Origin of the sequence: Streptomyces sp. NRRL S-455 (assembly GCF_000717875.1) — a bacterium.
GTDB lineage: Bacteria > Actinomycetota > Actinomycetes > Streptomycetales > Streptomycetaceae > Streptomyces.
On the sequence record NZ_JOCT01000032.1, the window covers coordinates 1 to 16,511 of the forward strand.

12 protein-coding genes and 1 riboswitch are annotated in these 16,511 nt (G+C 74.3%); all 12 genes read right to left on the reverse strand.

What is annotated here, in order from left to right:
- Positions 1–379: 379 nt before the first annotated feature.
- Positions 380–1,435 (reverse strand): Rv2231c family pyridoxal phosphate-dependent protein CobC, encoded by a 1,056-nt coding sequence (cobC, locus tag IE97_RS0132920; protein WP_030248722.1) that lies wholly within the window; start codon positions 1,433–1,435, stop codon positions 380–382.
- On the reverse strand, positions 1,425–2,360 hold the full coding sequence (locus IE97_RS0132925; RefSeq protein WP_030248724.1) for a sirohydrochlorin chelatase: 936 nt from the start codon (positions 2,358–2,360) through the stop codon (positions 1,425–1,427). The genes cobC and IE97_RS0132925 overlap by 11 nt, the downstream gene beginning before the upstream one ends.
- 130 nt (positions 2,361–2,490) lie before the next feature.
- On the reverse strand, positions 2,491–4,173 hold the full coding sequence (gene cobJ / locus IE97_RS0132930; protein WP_030248726.1) for a precorrin-3B C(17)-methyltransferase: 1,683 nt from the start codon (positions 4,171–4,173) through the stop codon (positions 2,491–2,493).
- Entirely contained in the window at positions 4,170–5,015 is an 846-nt protein-coding gene (cobM, locus tag IE97_RS0132935) for a precorrin-4 C(11)-methyltransferase (RefSeq protein WP_030248728.1), read from the reverse strand. The genes cobJ and cobM overlap by 4 nt, the downstream gene beginning before the upstream one ends.
- A gap of 47 nt (positions 5,016–5,062) precedes the next feature.
- The gene (gene cobI, locus IE97_RS0132940; protein WP_030248731.1) at positions 5,063–5,794 is read right to left on the reverse strand and encodes a precorrin-2 C(20)-methyltransferase; all 732 of its coding nucleotides are present in this window, start codon (positions 5,792–5,794) and stop codon (positions 5,063–5,065) included.
- Positions 5,791–7,203, reverse strand: a complete 1,413-nt coding sequence (locus IE97_RS0132945; RefSeq protein WP_030248733.1) for a cobyrinate a,c-diamide synthase — start codon at positions 7,201–7,203, stop codon at positions 5,791–5,793. Before IE97_RS0132945 ends, cobI begins: the two co-directional genes overlap by 4 nt.
- Positions 7,203–7,802, reverse strand: a complete 600-nt coding sequence (gene cobO / locus IE97_RS0132950) for a cob(I)yrinic acid a,c-diamide adenosyltransferase (protein ID WP_030248735.1) — start codon at positions 7,800–7,802, stop codon at positions 7,203–7,205. The genes IE97_RS0132945 and cobO overlap by 1 nt, the downstream gene beginning before the upstream one ends.
- Entirely contained in the window at positions 7,802–9,823 is a 2,022-nt protein-coding gene (locus IE97_RS0132955; protein WP_030248737.1) for a putative cobaltochelatase, read from the reverse strand. Before IE97_RS0132955 ends, cobO begins: the two co-directional genes overlap by 1 nt.
- Positions 9,820–13,476: a cobaltochelatase subunit CobN gene (cobN, locus tag IE97_RS0132960; RefSeq protein ID WP_030248739.1), complete on the reverse strand. Its 3,657-nt coding sequence runs from the start codon at positions 13,474–13,476 to the stop codon at positions 9,820–9,822. The genes IE97_RS0132955 and cobN overlap by 4 nt, the downstream gene beginning before the upstream one ends.
- Positions 13,473–14,984 carry a cobyric acid synthase gene (locus tag IE97_RS0132965; protein ID WP_030248741.1) on the reverse strand — a complete coding sequence of 504 codons (1,512 nt, stop codon included), beginning with the start codon at positions 14,982–14,984 and terminating at the stop codon, positions 13,473–13,475. Before IE97_RS0132965 ends, cobN begins: the two co-directional genes overlap by 4 nt.
- Positions 14,981–15,922, reverse strand: a complete 942-nt coding sequence (locus IE97_RS0132970) for a cobalamin biosynthesis protein (RefSeq protein ID WP_030248744.1) — start codon at positions 15,920–15,922, stop codon at positions 14,981–14,983. The genes IE97_RS0132965 and IE97_RS0132970 overlap by 4 nt, the downstream gene beginning before the upstream one ends.
- A gap of 102 nt (positions 15,923–16,024) precedes the next feature.
- Positions 16,025–16,165: riboswitch (cobalamin riboswitch) on the reverse strand.
- Between the two features lie 106 nt (positions 16,166–16,271).
- Positions 16,272–16,493 carry a hypothetical protein gene (locus IE97_RS0132975; protein WP_030248746.1) on the reverse strand — a complete coding sequence of 74 codons (222 nt, stop codon included), beginning with the start codon at positions 16,491–16,493 and terminating at the stop codon, positions 16,272–16,274.
- Positions 16,494–16,511 lie beyond the last annotated feature (18 nt).

Sequence of the window (16,511 nt, forward strand, 5' to 3'; positions counted from 1 at the left end):
GGGCCGGGGCCGGGGCCGGGCGCCTGGTGCTGGCCCTGGCCTTGGGGGGGCCGGCGCATCAGCCGGCTGTGGCGGCCGTGGGGCAGCGTGGCCGTGTGGGGGTGTTCGGGTCGTGGCCTTGGGGTGGCGGTCCGGCGCATTCCGCTGGCTGTGGCGCCCGTCGGGCAGCGTGGTCGTGGTGGGGGTGCTCGGGTCGTGGCCTTGGGGGGGGCGGCGCATTCCGCTGGCTGTGGCGCCCGCGGAGCAGCGTGGTCGTGGTGGGGGTACCCGGATCCGGGCCTCGGGTTGGGCGGTCCGGCGTATCCCGCTCGCGGGCGGCACCCGCCGGCAGCGGTCGTGCCCGGGACCGGCCTCGAGCCGCCCTGCTGTGAGCCGGTGGTCAGTGCACGACCGCTCGGTCCAGCGCCCGCAGGAATCGGTCCACCGTCGTCCGGTCCCGTACCGCCAGCCGCAACCACTCCTCGTCCAGCCCGGGGAACGTGTCTCCGCGCCGCACGGCGAAGCCGAGGTCGCGCAGGCGCCGACGAACGGCAGCCGCGTGCGGCAGACGGACGAGGACGAACGGGCCCTCGGCCGGCTCCACCACCCGCAACCCCGCCGGGGCGAACCCGGCGAGGCCCGCCAGCAGGTGGGCCCGGTCCGCCGCGATGCGGTGGGCCGCGTGGGCCGCCTCGGCGACGGCCCGCGGCCCCACACACGCCCGGGCCGCGGCCAGCGCCGGCGTGGACACCGGCCACAGCGGCTGCGCACGCTCCAGGTCCTCGACGATCTCCGGCGCCGCCAGCACGTACCCGATCCGCAGCCCCGCCAGCCCCCACGTCTTGGTCAGGCTGCGCAGCACCACGAGTCCGGGCACGTCGACGCGGTCCGCCAGGCTCTCCCGCTCGCCCGGCACCGCGTCCATGAAGGCCTCGTCCACCACCAGAACCCGCCCGGGGCGGGCGAGCGAGGCGATCGCGTCCGCGGGGTGCAGTACCGACGTCGGATTGGTCGGATTCCCGATCACCACCAGGTCCGCGGCCTCCGGGACGTCCGCGGGGTCGAGCCGGAAGCCGTCCTCCTCCCGCAGCAGCAGCCGGTCGACCGTGTGCCCGGCGTCCCGGAGCGCCGCCTCCGGCTCCGTGAACTGGGGGTGCACGACGACCGGTCGCCGCGCCTTCAGCGCCCGCGCCAGGAGCACGAACGCCTCCGCCGCCCCCGCCGTCAGCAGCACCCTCTCCACCGGCAGCCCGTGCCGCGCCGCCACCGCCGCGCGCGCGGCCCGCCCGTCCGGGTAGGCCGCGAGCCCGGTCAGCGAGGCGGCTATGTGCTCCCGCAGCCACACCGGCGGGGTGTCCGCTCGGACGTTCACGGCGAGGTCGACGAGCGAACCGCCGTCGTCCCGGACCTCGGCGTCCCCGTGGTGGCGCAGATCGTGCCCGTGCTCAGTGGACATGCGAGTGCGTCCCGTGCTGGTGCCCGTGGCCATGCCCGTGCCCGTGGTGGTGGCCGTCGTCGTCCGGGTGGAAGTGCGGCTGCTGCGGCAGCCCCACCTTGTCCTCGAAGCCCGGCAGGGCGACGCGGTAGACGCAACTGTCGCAGTTCATCCGCAGATCACCCCGAAGGGCCTCCTCGTACCGCTCCCACACCAGGTCCAGCAGCTCCGGCTCCGGCCCGATCACATCGGCCGAGCGCACCTCGACCTCCGGGTGGGCCGCCGCCCAGCCCTCCGTCTGCATCCGGACCCGGTCCGGAAGGACGCCGGTGAACAGGAAGTAGGGGAGCACCACGATCCGGCGGGCGCCGAGCCGCACGCACCGGTCGAGTCCGCTCGGCACGTCGGGCGCCGCCAGGGACACGAACGCCGTCTCGACACCCGCGTACCCGCGCCCCTCCCACAGCAGCCGCGCCGCCTTGTGCACCTCGGCGTTGGCGTCCGGATCCGTCGACCCGCGCCCCACCAGCAGCACCGTCACATCGGCTCGGTCGCCCGGCGTACGCGCCGTACCCCCCAGCGCCTCGTCGAGCCGCCGCTCCAGCACGTTCAGCAGTGCCGGGTGCGGGCCCAGCGGGCGACCGTAGGTGTACGAGATGCCGGGGTGCCGTTCCTTCTCGCGGGCCAGCGCCGCCGGGATGTCCCCCTTGGCGTGCCCGGCGGACACCAGCATCAGCGGCACGGCGGCGAACCGCCGCACCCCCCGCTCCACCAGCTCGGTGACGGCCTCACCCAGCGGCGGCGGGGACAGCTCGATGAAGCCGCCCGCGACGGGCAGTTCGGGATGGCGGCGACCCAGCTCCCTTACGAAGTCGCGGAACGCCTCGGCTCCGGCGTCGTCACGGGTGCCGTGGCCGGCGATCAGCAGGGCGGGCGGCGTGGTCACGGTTTCTCCTCGGCGCGAGTGGGGTGGTACAGGGGGGCGTTGAGCGCGGGTGAGCGGTCCAGGGGAACAACACCCAGGGGAACACCCGGCCGCAGGCCGGGCCCGCACGCGAGCGGGTGGGCCGGGCGGTTCACTCCGCGCCCTCCTGCCAGCGGTAGCCGCGCGGCGTCACCATGCGGCCGGCGATCTCGCGGGTCGCCGTGTTGCCCACGGTCACGACCGTCATCATGTCGACCGTCGCCGGGTCGAGCCCGGCCAGCGTGGTGACGCGGGCGGACTCGTCGCCCCGCGAGGCGTTGCGCACCACACCGACCGGGGTCGTCGGCTCCCGGTGCCCGGCGAGGATCGCCAGCGCCTTGGGCAACTGCCAGTCGCGGCCCCGGCTGCGCGGGTTGTAGAACGTCACGACCAGGTCCGCCTCGGCCGCCGCGCGCACCCGCCGCTCGATGACCTCCCACGGCGTGTGCAGGTCGGACAGGCTGATCGACACGTGGTCGTGGCCTAGCGGCGCCCCCAGGATCGCGCCGGCCGCGAGCGCCGCCGTCACACCGGGCACGCCGACCACATCGAAGTCGTCGGAGGCTTCGGCGAGCGCGGGGGAGGCCATGGCGTACACGCCCGCGTCCCCGCTGCCGATGAGTGCGACGGCCTGCCCCTTGCGGGCCTCCTCGACGGCCGCGCGCGCCCGCTCCTCCTCGGCCCCCAGCCCCGATTCCAGGATCCGGGTGCCGGGCCGCAGCAGATCGCGGATCTGGTCGACGTACTGGTCAAGACCGACGAGTACGGAGGCCCGCCGGAGTTCGGCCTTCGCACGCGGCGTCAGCAGGTCCCGGGCGCCCGGCCCGAGCCCGACCACCGCGAGCCGCCCGCGCCCCGGCCGGCGTACGACGGCGCAGGTGGCCATGGCCGGGTTCGCGGCGGACTTCCGCTTGGGGACGAGGAGTTCGCCGCCCCGCAGCAGCGCCGAGGCCTCCGCGACGGAGGGCGTGCCGACGGCGGCCAGCGGGGCGCCGGACGGGTTGGGCACCTCGACACCGGCCAGTTCCCCGGCGGCGTACGTCACCAGCGGTACGCCCAGCCGCCGCGCGGCCTCGACGATGCCCGGCTCCCCGGCCTTGGCGTCGACGGTGGCCAGCTCGGCCACCGACGCGGCGGACAGCCCGGCCTCCCGCAGGGCGTCCTCGACCAGCCCGAGCACCTCCTCGGCGGGCGCGCCCCGCGACGCCCCGACCCCGACGACCAGGGTCGGCGGCCGCAGCAGCACCTCGCGCTCGGCCGGCTCGACCAGACGGTCGGTCAGCCGGATCGTGTACGCCCCCTCGGCCGCCACCGGCAGCGGCGGCAGCGGCCAGGCCACCTCGGCCCGCAGCGCCACCGCCTCGCCGTCCAGCAACGCCCGCGACACCACGGCGACATCGCCCTCCACCGGCAGGCCGAGGGTGTCCAGGCCGGGCAGCCCCACGGCATCCGTAGCCGTCGTCACCACCGGCTCGGCACCCAGCAACTCTCCGACCGCCACGGCGAGTTCATTGGCGCCGCCCGCGTGCCCGCCCACCAGGGACACCGCGAACCGGCCCGCCTCGTCGACACACACCACACCCGGATCGGATGCCTTGCCCGACAGCAGCGGCGCCACCAGGCGCACCACCGCGCCCGTCGCCAGGAAGCACACGAGCTGCTCGCACTGCGCGAACGCGGCCCGCACGGCGTCCCCGACGGGACCCTCGTACACCCGCGTCCGGTCCGGCCACGCGGCGGCCAGCCGGTCCCGCGCCGCCGCGCCCGCCGCGGTGGCGGAAATGAGGCCGATCACTGGGCGACTCCTTCTTCGGCGGATGTGCTGCCGGCTCCCCGGGCGCGCAGAGCCTTGCGGGCCTCGGGGTCGGCCTTGCGGTAGCCGTGGAAGTGACCCGGGTGGTAGAGGTGCGAGCGCGTGCCGTGCGCGTCGAGGGCCGGGCCGACCAGGAACAGGGTGTGCTTCCAGAGCTTGTGTTCCTTGACCGTCTCCTCCAGCGTGCCGACCGTGCACCGCACGATCAGCTCCTCCGGCCAGGTCGCCTGGTAGGCGACCACGACCGGGGTCGACGTCGGATAGCCGCCCTCCAGCAACTCCCGCACGAGCTGCCCGCTGCGGGCGGCGGACAGGAAGACCGCCATGGTGGTGCCGTGCCGGGCGAACTCGCGCACCTCCTCCCCGGGCGGCATGGGCGTCTTGCCACCGCCGAGCCGGGTGAGGACGACGGACTGCGCGACCTCCGGGATGGTCAGTTCGCGCTGGGCGAGGGCGGCGACGGCGGAGAACGAGGACACACCGGGCACGATCTCGGTGGCGATGCCGATCTCGGCGCACCGGTCGAGCTGCTCCTGGGTGCCGCCCCACAGGGCGGGGTCGCCGGAGTGGATCCGGGCGACGCGCAGCCCCTCCTCCCGCGCCCGCCGGTACACCGCCACGACGTCCTCAAGGGACAGGGGGGCCGAGTCGAGGATCTCCGCGTCCTGGCGCGCGTGTTGCAGGACTTCCTCCTGGACCAGGCTGGCCGCCCAGATCACGACGTCGGCCTCGGCGATGGCGCGCGCGGCGCGGAACGTCAGCAGGTCGGCGGCGCCGGGGCCGGCACCGACGAAGGTCACCTTGCCCGCTGGGGCGTCGGCCATGGGATGGGTCCTCTCGTACGGGGGTGTGACGGTGAAGTGCCGGCGGGTCAGAGCTTTCCGCCCCGCCCGCCGTCCCGCCGCGCGGGGGCGATGAGCGTCGACAGATAGGGCAGGGGAGCGCCGTCGAGTTCGGCGGCCGGCCGGATCGACTCGTCCGCCAGGCCCAGCGCCGACCCCCACACCGCGCCGCCGATCCGCCCGGTCTCGCGCAGCGCCTCGGCGACCTCGTGCGCCTGCCGCCCGAACTTGTAGGCCACGACGGTCCCGGGCCCGGCGAGCGCCTCCTTGAGCACGGTCGCGCCCGCGGTGACGGGCACGAGCGTGAGCGGCTCCGTCCCCTCGGTCAGCACGGCACCCGAGCGTGCCGCGAGATCCTGCATGGCGGTGATCCCGGGCACCGTCTCGACGACGGTCCCCGGCACCAGCTCGGCGATGGTCTGCGCCAGGTACGTGAACGTGGAGTACACGTTGGGGTCCCCGATGGTGGCGAAGGCGACGGCACCGTGCCCGCGCAGCAACTCGGCGACCCGCTGACCGGCCGCGTCCCAGGCGGCCTCACGCCGCGCCCGGTCGGTCCGCTCGTTCAGCGCGAACACGACCCGGACGACCTTCTCCTCGGGCACGTAGTGCAGCACGGTCGCCTCGGCCCGGCCGCGCTCCCCGCCCTCCATCACGGGCACGACGACGACATCCGCCTCCCGCAGGGCGTTGACGCCCTTCACGGTCACCAGCTCCGGATCACCCGGCCCGACCCCGACGCCGATCAACCTGCTGCTCATGACGTCCGGCACCTCTCCACGAACCGACGGGCGACACCGGGCTCGGCGGCCCAGTGCGTGTGCAGATAGCTGGCGTGCACACCGCGCTGTACGAAGCCTTCGACCCGCCGCCGCGGAGTCCGCAGGCCCCAGGCGGGGTCCGCTCCCGAGCCGGGCTCCACGACGGTCCGGTGGAACTCGTGGCCGCGCATCCGTGTCCCGGCCGCCGCGAGCACACTGTCGCCGACGGCGACGGCGTCCCGATAGCCCAGGGTCAGCCGCCCGGTCATCCGCGCCCCGGCATCCAGCACCCCGCACATCGGCTGCCCGTCCAGCTCGCGGCACAGATACAGCAGCCCCGCGCACTCGGCGGCGACGGGAGCGCCGCTGATCGCCAAGTCGGCGACGGCTTTGCGCAGGGTCTCGTTGGCCGACAGCTCGGAGGCATACACCTCCGGGAAGCCCCCTCCGATCACCAACCCGCTCGTCCCTTCGGGCAGTTCCTCGTCCCGCAGGGGATCGAAGGGCACGACGTCGGCACCGGCGGCGGTCAGTAGCTCGGCATGCTCGGCGTAGGAGAAGGTGAACGCGGACCCGCCGGCGACAGCGACCGTCGGCGCGGCTCCGGCGGCTCGGGCCTGTCGGCCCGGCCTCTCGTCCGACCGGGTCGGGTGGTGGGTGGGCAGGGAAACCGCCTCAGCCGCGTCCCAAGCCGCACACGACAACGCACCCGCACTCCGCGCCAGCCCCGCCAACGCGTCCAGATCACACCCGGCGGCCACCTGCGCGGCCATCGCCGCCACGGCCTCGACCGCCTCGGCCCGCCGCTCGGCAACCGGCACCAGCCCCAGATGCCGCGACGGCGTGTCGACCTGCGGAGCCCGGCGCAACACCCCGAGCACCGGCACCCCGACCTGCTCCAGGGCTTCCCGCAACAGCTCCTCGTGCCGATCCGAGGCGACCTTGTTCAGGATCACGCCCCCGACCCGCACCTCGGGATCCCAGGAGACGAACCCGTGCACCAGCGCCGCCACCGACCGCGACTGCGAGGACGCGTCCACGACCAGCACCACCGGCGCCCGCAACAGCTTCGCGACATGGGCCGTGGACGCCAGCTCACCCTCACCCGCGGCCCCGTCGTACATCCCCATGACGCCCTCGACCACGGCGATGTCACACCCCCGCGCCCCGTGCAGGAACAACGGCCCGACCAGCTCCGGCCCGCACAGGTACGCGTCGAGGTTCCGCCCCACCCGCCCGGTCGCGAGCGCGTGGTACCCGGGGTCGATGTAGTCCGGCCCGACCTTGTGCGGGGACACGGCGAGCCCCCGCGCGGCGAACGCGGCCATCAGCCCCGTGGCGACGGTGGTCTTGCCGCTCCGCGACGAGGGCGCGGCGATGACCAGCCGGGGAACGGACGAGGCGGACATCACCACTCGATGCCTCTCTGCCCCTTCTGCCCGGCGTCCATGGGGTGCTTCACCTTGGACATGTCGGTCACGAGGTCGGCGAAGTCCAGCAGCTTCTCGGGGGCGTTGCGCCCGGTGATCACCACATGCTGGGTACCGGGCCGGTTCCGCAGGACGTCCACGACCTCGTCCGTGTCGACCCATCCCCAGTGCATCGGGTAGGCGAACTCGTCCAGCACGTACAGCCGGTACGTCTCAGCCGCCAGATCCCGCTTGACCTGTTCCCAGCCCTCCCGGGCCTTCTCCTCGTTGTCCTGCTGCGCGTCGCGCTGCACCCAGGACCAGCCCTCGCCCATCTTGTGCCAGGCGACGGACCCGCCCTCGCCGGAGGCGCCGAGCACCCGCAGCGCGTTCTCCTCGCCGACCTTCCACTTCGCCGACTTGACGAACTGGAACACCCCGATCGGCCACCCCTGGTTCCAGGCGCGCAGCGCGAGCCCGAAAGCGGCGGTCGACTTGCCCTTGCCGACGCCCGTGTGCACCACGACGAGCGGCCGGTTCCGGCGCTGTCGGGTCGTCAGCCCGTCGTCCGGAACGACACTCGGCTGTCCCTGCGGCATTACGCGGCCCTCCTCGAAGTCCCCTGCACATCCTTGACCAGCCCGGCGATCGAGTCGGCCCGCAGCTCGTCCAGCGTCACGGCGGTGCCGCCCAGCTCACCGGCGAGCTGCCCGGCGAGCCCCAGCCGCACCGGCCCCGACTCGCAGTCCACGACGACGGACGCGACGCCCTCGGCCGCGAACAGCCGTGCCGCCCGCCCGGCCAGGGCGACCGGCTCCGGGCCCCCGGTGGCCCGCCCGTCCGTCACCACCACGACCAGCGGACGCCGCGCCGGATCCCGCAGCCGCTCCACACGCAGCACGTCGTGTGCGCGCAGCAGCCCGGCGGCCAGAGGCGTACGCCCGCCCGTCGGCAGCGACTCCAGCCGGGCCGCCGCCGCGTCCACGGACGAGGTCGGGGGCAGCGCGACGTCCGCGTCCGACCCCCGGAAGGTCACCAGGCCCACCTTGTCCCGCCGCTGGTACGCGTCCAGCAGCAGCGACAGCACGGCCCCCTTCACGGCGCTCATCCGCTGCCGCGCCGCCATCGACCCGGAGGCGTCCACGACGAACAGCACGAGATTGCCCTCGCGCCCCTCGCGGGTGGCCTGCCGCAGGTCGTCCCGGCGCACGACGAGACCCGGCCCTGACCGTCCGCGCGCCCGCTGGTGCGGCGCCGCGGCCCGCACGGTCGCCGCCAGGTGCAACTTGGTGAGCGCGCCCTGCGGCCGCCGGGCCCCCGTGGTCCGCCCGTGCTCGGTCCGCGCCCGGGAACGCCGCCCGGCCGCGCCCTCCCCGAGCCCGGGCACACTCAGCACCTTGGTCCGGAACGGTTCGGCGGCCCGTACGGCCGACTGCTCGCCTGCCCCCGACGGCTGGGGCTGGGGCTGACCGTCCTCCCCGGCCTCGGGCCGGGCCTCGGCGTCGCCGCCCTGGGGCCCCTCGTCGGGCTCCGGCTGTCCACCGCCGCCACCGGGCCCGTCCGGCCCCTGGTCAGGGTCCGGGTCCGGGTCCGGGTCCTGACCGTCGTCCCCGGAGAACTCCTCCAGGGTCTCGTCCAGCTTGTCCTCGTCCAGCCCCGGCGCGTCGAACGGATTGCGCCGCCGCCGGTGCGGCAGCGCGAGCAGCGCCGCCTGCCGTACGTCCTCCGCGAGCACGTCCGTGCGGCCCGCCCAGGCCGCCAGCGCGGTGGCGGTGCGCGCCATCACGATGTCGGCGCGCATGCCGTCCACCTCGAACGCCGCGCAGGTCGCCGCGATCTGCCGCAGCGCCCCGTCGCCCAGCCGCACGGACGGCAGCAGTTCCCGCGCCGCCGCGATCCGGGCCCGCACGGCGGCCTCCTCGTCCGCCCACCGGGCCGCGAAGGCGGCCGGATCGGCGTCGTAGGCGAGGCGCCGCTTGACGACCTCCACCCGCTGATCCGGCTCCCGGGAGGCCGCGACCTCCACGGTCAGGCCGAACCGGTCGAGCAACTGCGGCCGCAGCTCGCCCTCTTCGGGGTTCATGGTGCCGACCAGCAGGAACCGTGCGGCGTGCCGTACGGAGACCCCCTCCCGCTCGACGTACGAGGCACCCATCGCGGCCGCGTCCAGCAGCAGGTCGACCAGGTGGTCGTGGAGGAGGTTGACCTCGTCGACGTAGAGGATCCCGCGGTGCGCGTCGGCGAGCAGCCCGGGCTCGAAGGCCTTCACGCCCTCGGCGAGCGCCCGCTCGATGTCCAGCGCGCCGACGAGCCGGTCCTCGGAGGCACCCACGGGCAGCTCGACCATCCGGGCCGGACGGGAGACGAACGCCCCCGGCTCGTGCGGCCCGTCCGGGCAGCCCGGGTCGGGCGCGCCGGGGTCGCAGGAGAAGCGGCACTCGGAGACGACGTCCACCTCCGGCATGAGCGCCGACAGCGCCCGTACGGCCGTCGACTTGGCCGTGCCCTTCTCACCGCGCACCAGCACACCGCCGACCGCTGGGCTCACCGCGTTCAGCAGCAGCGCGAGCCGTAGATCGTCCTGGCCGACCACGGCCGTGAACGGAAACGGGGTGGTCACTTCTCGTCACCCTCCAAGTCGCCTTCGAGTTCAAGGTAGGTGGCACGCAGCCGCTCGAGCGTCTCCGCGTCCGGCTCCGCCCACAGTCCGCGGTCTGCGGCCTCCAGCAGCCGCTCGGTGATACCGCGCAGCGCCCAGGGGTTGGACGTCTTCATGAAGTCCCGGTTCTCCGGGTCGAAGACGTACTCCGCGCTGAGCTTCTCGTACATCCAGTCGTCCACCACCCCGGCCGTGGCGTCGTAGCCGAACAGGTAGTCCACCGTCGCCGCCATCTCGAAGGCGCCCTTGTAGCCGTGCCGCCGCATGGCCGCCATCCAGCGCGGGTTGACCACCCGGGCCCGGAAGACCCGGTGGGTCTCCTCGCCGAGCGTGCGGGTCCTCACCTGGTCCGGGGTCGCCGAGTCACCCACGTACGCCTCGGGGCTGGCCCCCGTCAGGTGCCGCACCATGGCGACCATGCCGCCGTGGTACTGGAAGTAGTCGTCGGCGTCGACGAGGTCGTGCTCGCGGGTGTCGACGTTCTTCGCGGCGACCGCGATCCGCCGGAACGCCGTCTCCATGTCACCGCGCGCGGCCCGTCCGTCGAGCCCCCGCCCGTAGGCGTAGCCGCCCCACACCGCGTACACCTCGGCGAGGTCCGCGTCGGAGCGCCAGTTGCGGGCGTCGATCAGCGGCAGCAGACCCGCCCCGTACGCCCCCGGCTTGGAGCCGAAGATCCGGGCGGTCGCCCGGCGCCGGTCGCCGTGCTCGGCGGTGTCCGCGTCGGCGTGCGCCCGGACGTAGTTGGACTCCGCCGGTTCGTCCAGCTCGGCCACCTTGCGGACGGCGTCGTCGATCAACCCCACCACGTGCGGGAACGCGTCCCGGAAGAAGCCGGAGATACGCACCGTGACGTCGATGCGCGGCCGGCCCAGCTCCTCCAGGGAGATCACCTCGAACCCGGTCACCCGCCGCGAGGCGTCGTCCCACACCGGACGGCAGCCCAGCAGCGCCAGGATCTCGGCGATGTCGTCGCCCTGGGTGCGCATGGCCGAGGTGCCCCACACGGTCAGGCCGACGGACTTCGGGTAGGCGCCGGTGTCGCTCAGATACCGCTGCACCAGCGAGTCCGCGAGCGACTGCCCGACCTCCCAGCTCAGCCGGGACGGGATCGCCTTGGGGTCGACGGAGTAGAAGTTGCGGCCCGTCGGCAGGACGTTGACGAGCCCGCGGGTCGGTGAACCGGAAGGGCCGGCCGGGACGTAACCGCCGTCCAGCGCCTTCAGGATGTGCCCGATCTCGTCGGTGGTCCGGGCCAGCCGCGGCACGACTTCCGTGCAGGCGAACTCCAGCACCGCCACGGCGTCGGGCAGTTCGGTGCCGAGCACCTCCCGGACCAGCGCCGGGCTCTCGGCGACCGCCCAGCCGCGCTCCTCCATGCCCTCCGCGAGCCGCCGGCACAGCTGCTCCAGCAGGTCGATCGCGTCGGCTCCGGTGCGCGCCGGGCCCCGCACCAGCTCCGTCAGCTCCACCGGCACCTTCACCGGAGCGCCCGGCTCGGCCAGCAGCTCCTTCTCCACCAGCCCGAAGTGCTCCGCGAGCGACGCCCTCAGCCCCGGCAGCGCGTTCGCCTGCCCGCCCCACACCTGCGAGGCGCGCAGCACGGCCAGCACCAGGTTGACGCGCGGCTCACCGACCGGGCCGCCGCCCAGGATGTGCAGGCCGTCCCGGATCTGCACGTCCTTGATCTCGCACAGATAGCCGTCGATGTGCATGACGAACTCGTCGAACGCGTCGTCGTCCGGCTGCTCGTCGACGTGCAGGTCGTGGTGGAGCTCGGCGGACTTGACCAGCGTCCAGATCTGCGCGCGCACCGCCGGGGCCTTCGCCGGGTCCAGGTCGGAGACGAGCGCGTACTCGTCGAGCAGCTGCTCCAGCTTGGCCAGGTCGCCGTAGGTGTCGGCGCGGGCCATCGGCGGCACCAGGTGGTCGACGACGGTGGCGTGCCCGCGGCGCTTGGCCTGGGTGCCCTCGCCGGGGTCGTTGACGATGAACGGGTAGATCAGCGGCAGATCCCCGAGCACGGCGTCCGGGGCGCAGCCGGCGCTGAGCCCGAGGCCCTTGCCGGGCAGCCACTCCATCGTGCCGTGCTTGCCCATGTGCACGATCGCGTCCGCGCCGAAACTGTTCTCCAGCCAGCGGTACGCCGCCAGGTAGTGGTGGGACGGTGGCATGTCCGGGTCGTGGTAGATCGCGATCGGGTTCTCGCCGAAGCCGCGCGGCGGCTGGATCATGACGACGACGTTCCCGAACCGCAGCGACGCCAGCACGATGTCGTCGCCGTCCACGTACAGGCCGCCCGGCGGCTCGCCCCACGCCTCCGTCATGGCGTCCCTGAGCCCGGGATCGAGCGTGTCGAACCAGGCCCGGTAGTCGGCCAGCGGCACCCGCGCCGGCGCGGCGGACAACTGCTCCTCCGTCAGCCACTCCACGTCGTGCCCCCCGGCCTCGATGAGCCGGTGGATCAGCTCGTCGCCGCCCGCGGGGTACCCCTCGACCACGTATCCGGCGTCCCGCAGGGCGTCCAGCACCCGCACCGCCGAGGCCGGGGTGTCCAGACCGACCGCGTTGCCGACCCGGGAGTGCTTGGTCGGGTACGCGGTGAAGACGAGGGCGAGCTTCTTCTCGGCGTTCGCCTTGTGCTTCAACCGCGCGTGCCGCACGGCGATCCCGGCGACCCGGGCGGCGCGCTCCGGGTCGGCCACGTACACGGGCACCTCGTCCGCGCCCTGCTCCTTGAAGGAGAACGGCACGGTGATCAGCCGCCCGTCGAACTCCGGGATGGCCACCTGCATCGCGGCGTCCATGGGGGAGAGGGCGGCGTCGGACTCCTCCCAGGCGCGCCGCGAGGACGTCAGGCACAGACCTTGCAGCACGGGGATGTTCAGCTCGGCGAGGGCGCCGATGTCCCAGGACTCCTCGTCGCCGCCCGCCGAGGCCTGCGAGGCGTGGGTGCCGCCGGCCGCGAGGACGGTGGCCACGAGGGCGTCCGCCCGCCCGAGGATCTCGTACAGCCCCTCGTCCGCCCCGCGCAGGGAACCGCAGTACACGGGAAGCGCGTTGGCCCCCCGCGCCTCGATGGCGTCGCAGAGGGTGTCCACGAACGCGGTGTTGCCGCTCAGCTCGTGCGCCCGGTAGAAGAGCACGCCGACGGTCGGCCGGTCCCCGGCCCGTGCGCGGTCGCCGCGGACGCCGTACTCCGGCATGCGCCGCGGCGCGGCGAAGCCCTCGCCCGTGAGCAGGACGGTGTCGGACAGGAACCGGGCCAGCTCGGTGAGGTTGGCAGGCCCGCCCTCGACGAGGTACTTCAGCGCCTCGGCCACGACACCGGCCGGCACCGACGACTCGGCCATCAGTTCCGCGTCGGGCACGGTCTCGCCGCCGAGCAGCACGGCCGGGACGCCGGACGCTTTCAGCGCGGCCAGCCCGTCCTCCCAGGCCCGCTTGCCACCGAGCAGCCGCACGACGGCGATGTCGGCGCCCTCCAGCAGCGCCGGCAGCTCCTCCTCGACGTCCACCCGGGTCGGGTTGCCGATCCGGTACGAGGCACCGGAGGCGGCGCGGGCCGCCAGCAGGTCCGTGTCGGCGGTCGACAACAACAACACAGTGCTCATGCGGGCGCTCCCGGTGGAATGAAGGGCAGTCCTCGCGGCGCGCCCGACTCGATGAGCCGCCACAGCGCGTCCGTGTCCGCGTGCTGTTCGATCAGGTCGCCGAGCCGGTCGAGCTGCTCCTCGCGCAGCGCGGCGAACGAGGTGTCGGGCGCCGGCACGAAACGGCGGCCGGCGGCGGCCGCCACCTCGCGCAGGAAGGCCCGCCGGAAGCCGTCCGACTCCAGCGAGCCGTGCCAGTGCGTGCCCCAGGTCTGGCCGACCCGGCAACCGTCCAAGAAGGGGGTGCCGCCCTGGACGTCGGCCACCCCGTGGTGGATCTCGTAGCCCTCGACGCGCTCCCCGAGGGCCTCGCCCTCCGGCCGGGTGAGGGTCTTCTCCCGGGCGAACCGCACCCGCACGGGCAGGACCCCGAGCCCGTCGACATGACCCCGGCGGCTCTCCACGTCGTCCTCGATGTGCTCGCCGAGGATCTGGAAACCGCCGCAGACGCCGAGCACGGGCCGCTGTTCGGCGGCCCTGCGCACCAGCGCGTCGGCCAGCCCCCGCTCCCGGAGCCACTCCAGGGCCCGGACGGTGCCGCGCGTCCCGGGCACGATGACGAGGTCGGCGTCCGCCAGCTCCTCCGGCCGGTCCACGAACCGCACCACGACACCGGGTTCGGCGGCGAGGGCGTCCACGTCGGTGAAGTTGGACATGAGCGGCACGGCACAGACCGCGACCCGCAGCACGTCCTCACCGAGGGGCGGGGCGACGACGGACTCCCGCACCGCCCCCCGCAGCGACACGCGCAGCCCGTCCTCCTCATCGATCCCGAGCCCGTGCCGGAAGGGCAGCACACCGTACGTGCGCCGCCCGGTGAGGCCGTGCAGCATGTCGAGGCCGGGCTCCAGCAGGGAGACGTCGCCGCGGAACTTGTTGACGAGGAACCCCGCGACGCACTCCTGGTCCTCGGGCGACAGCAGCGCGACGGTCCCGAAGAAGGACGCGAACACCCCGCCCCGGTCGATGTCGCCGACGACGAGCACGGGGAGCCCGGCACCCCGGGCGATCCCCATGTTGACGATGTCGGTCCGCCTGAGGTTGATCTCAGCCGGGCTCCCGGCCCCCTCACAGATCACCGCGTCATACGTGCCCCGCAACTGCTCCAGGCAGTCCAGCACGGTCCCGAGCAGCTTCTGCTGCCGCCCGCCGTGGTAGCCGCGCGCAGTCATCTCCCCGACCGGCTTGCCCAGCAGCACGACCTGACTGCTCCGCTCGCCACCGGGCTTGAGCAGCACCGGGTTCATCAGCGCGGTCGGCTCGACGCGACAGGCCTGCGCCTGCATGGCCTGCGCCCGCCCGATCTCCGCGCCCTCCCTCGTCACGAACGAGTTGAGGGACATGTTCTGCGCCTTGAAGGGCGCGACCTTGACGCCCTGCCGCACCAGCCACCGGCAGATCCCGGCGGTCACGACGCTCTTGCCGGCGTCCGAGGTGGTACCGGCGACCAGAAGCCCACCGCCCGTCATGACGTACGCCCCTTCACGATGCGGCGCGCGGCGACACAGACGCCGAGCGCGAGCCAACTCACCCGCCTGGACAGCCGTACGGCCCGGTCGACGTCCCGGGTGCCGACGCTCCGCCCCGCCCCGTTGAGCACGGGCCGGTGCTCGACGCGCCCGCCGTACGACAGGGTCCCGCCGAGCCGCACCCCCAGCGCCCCCGCGAACGAGGCCTCCACGGGCCCGGCGTTGGGACTGGGATGCCGGGCGGCATCGGCACGCCAGGCGCGCACGGCTCCTCGTGGATCGTCCCCGGCGAGGGCGGCGAGCACGGCCGTCACCCGAGACCCGGGCCAGCCCGCGAGGTCGTCCAGCCGAGCCGAGGCCCACCCGAACCGCCGGTACCGAGGCGACTTGTGCCCGACCATGGCGTCCAGGGTGTTCACGGCCCGGAAGCCGAGCAGCCCCGGCACGCCGCCGACGGCCCCCCACACCAGGGCCCCCACCACGGCGTCGGAGGTGTTCTCGGCAACGGACTCGACGACGGCCCGGGCGATCCCGTCGGCGTCGAGCGCCTGCGGATCCCGCCCGCACAGATGCGGCAACCGCGCCCGGGCCGCCTCGACGTCGCCCGCCTCCAGAGCCCGGCCGATCGCCCGCGCCTCGCGCGCGAGCGAAGTCCCCCCGACCACGGCCCAGGTGGCGGCGCCGGTCAGCGCGACGGAGGCGGCGGCGGAGCCGCGCACGGCACGTGTGGCGGCGGCCCCGAGCGCGACGGCGCTCCCGGCACACACCACGGCGTGCAGTGCGCCCCACCCCCGGTGGTCCCGCCACAACATCTGTTCCACGGCACCCGCGGCCCGTCCGAACGCGGCGACCGGATGCCCTCGGCGAGGATCGCCGAGCAGCAGGTCACCGATCAGACCGGCGGCGGCGCCGTACGCGAAAGCGCGCCCGGCACCCATGGGCTCAGCCGGCCGACGGGGCAGGCAGGGGCGGGGTGCTGAACCTCGAACGGCAGCCGCGCATGGCGATACGTGTCCTCACTCAGGGTGTCCGCGCCCTGGTTCGACGAGACCGGCGGTGAGAGTTCCTGGCTCCCGGGGATGTGCTACCCCGGTGACAGTGGCGGGACCGCGCCGGACTTCCACCGGCTTCCTCTCCTGCCGCCGTACTGGCCCCGGCAGTCCACCACGGCCACGAACAGTCGTCAACTTGCCGTTGACCTGCGCGGGGAGAGTGTGGAGAACCCCACACGACAGCCGGGCGGCACCGGGCCGAAAGCCCCGTACCGCCCGGCACAAGTGACCGTGGTCAGGCCACGATCAGATAGATCCCGTATCCCACGGCCGCCGCACACGCCGCGAAACACGCGTACGCGCCGGTGACCGCGAGCCCCGCGGATCCGCCCTGCGCCACCGCCCGCTCCTGCCGCGACAGGCCGACGATGCCGAGGGTGAACAGGCCCACCAGGGCCACCGTGACCACGAGGCTGACGCCGAAGACGGAGCCGAGGGCCGCCCAGTCGATCTTCATCTCAGAGACTCTTCCTTG

Excerpts from the sequence above, each read along its gene's own strand:
- cobC (WP_030248722.1), bottom strand. The coding sequence starts at position 1,435 with ATGTCCACTGAGCACGGGCACGATCTGCGCCACCACGGGGACGCCGAG.
- cobM (WP_030248728.1), bottom strand. The coding sequence starts at position 5,015 with ATGGCCGACGCCCCAGCGGGCAAGGTGACCTTCGTCGGTGCCGGCCCC.
- cobI (WP_030248731.1), bottom strand. The coding sequence starts at position 5,794 with ATGAGCAGCAGGTTGATCGGCGTCGGGGTCGGGCCGGGTGATCCGGAG.
- IE97_RS0132945 (WP_030248733.1), bottom strand. The coding sequence starts at position 7,203 with ATGTCCGCCTCGTCCGTTCCCCGGCTGGTCATCGCCGCGCCCTCGTCG.
- cobO (WP_030248735.1), bottom strand. The coding sequence starts at position 7,802 with ATGCCGCAGGGACAGCCGAGTGTCGTTCCGGACGACGGGCTGACGACC.
- cobN (WP_030248739.1), bottom strand. The coding sequence starts at position 13,476 with ATGAGCACTGTGTTGTTGTTGTCGACCGCCGACACGGACCTGCTGGCG.
- IE97_RS0132965 (WP_030248741.1), bottom strand. The coding sequence starts at position 14,984 with ATGACGGGCGGTGGGCTTCTGGTCGCCGGTACCACCTCGGACGCCGGC.
- IE97_RS0132970 (WP_030248744.1), bottom strand. The coding sequence starts at position 15,922 with ATGGGTGCCGGGCGCGCTTTCGCGTACGGCGCCGCCGCCGGTCTGATC.
- IE97_RS0132975 (WP_030248746.1), bottom strand. The coding sequence starts at position 16,493 with ATGAAGATCGACTGGGCGGCCCTCGGCTCCGTCTTCGGCGTCAGCCTC.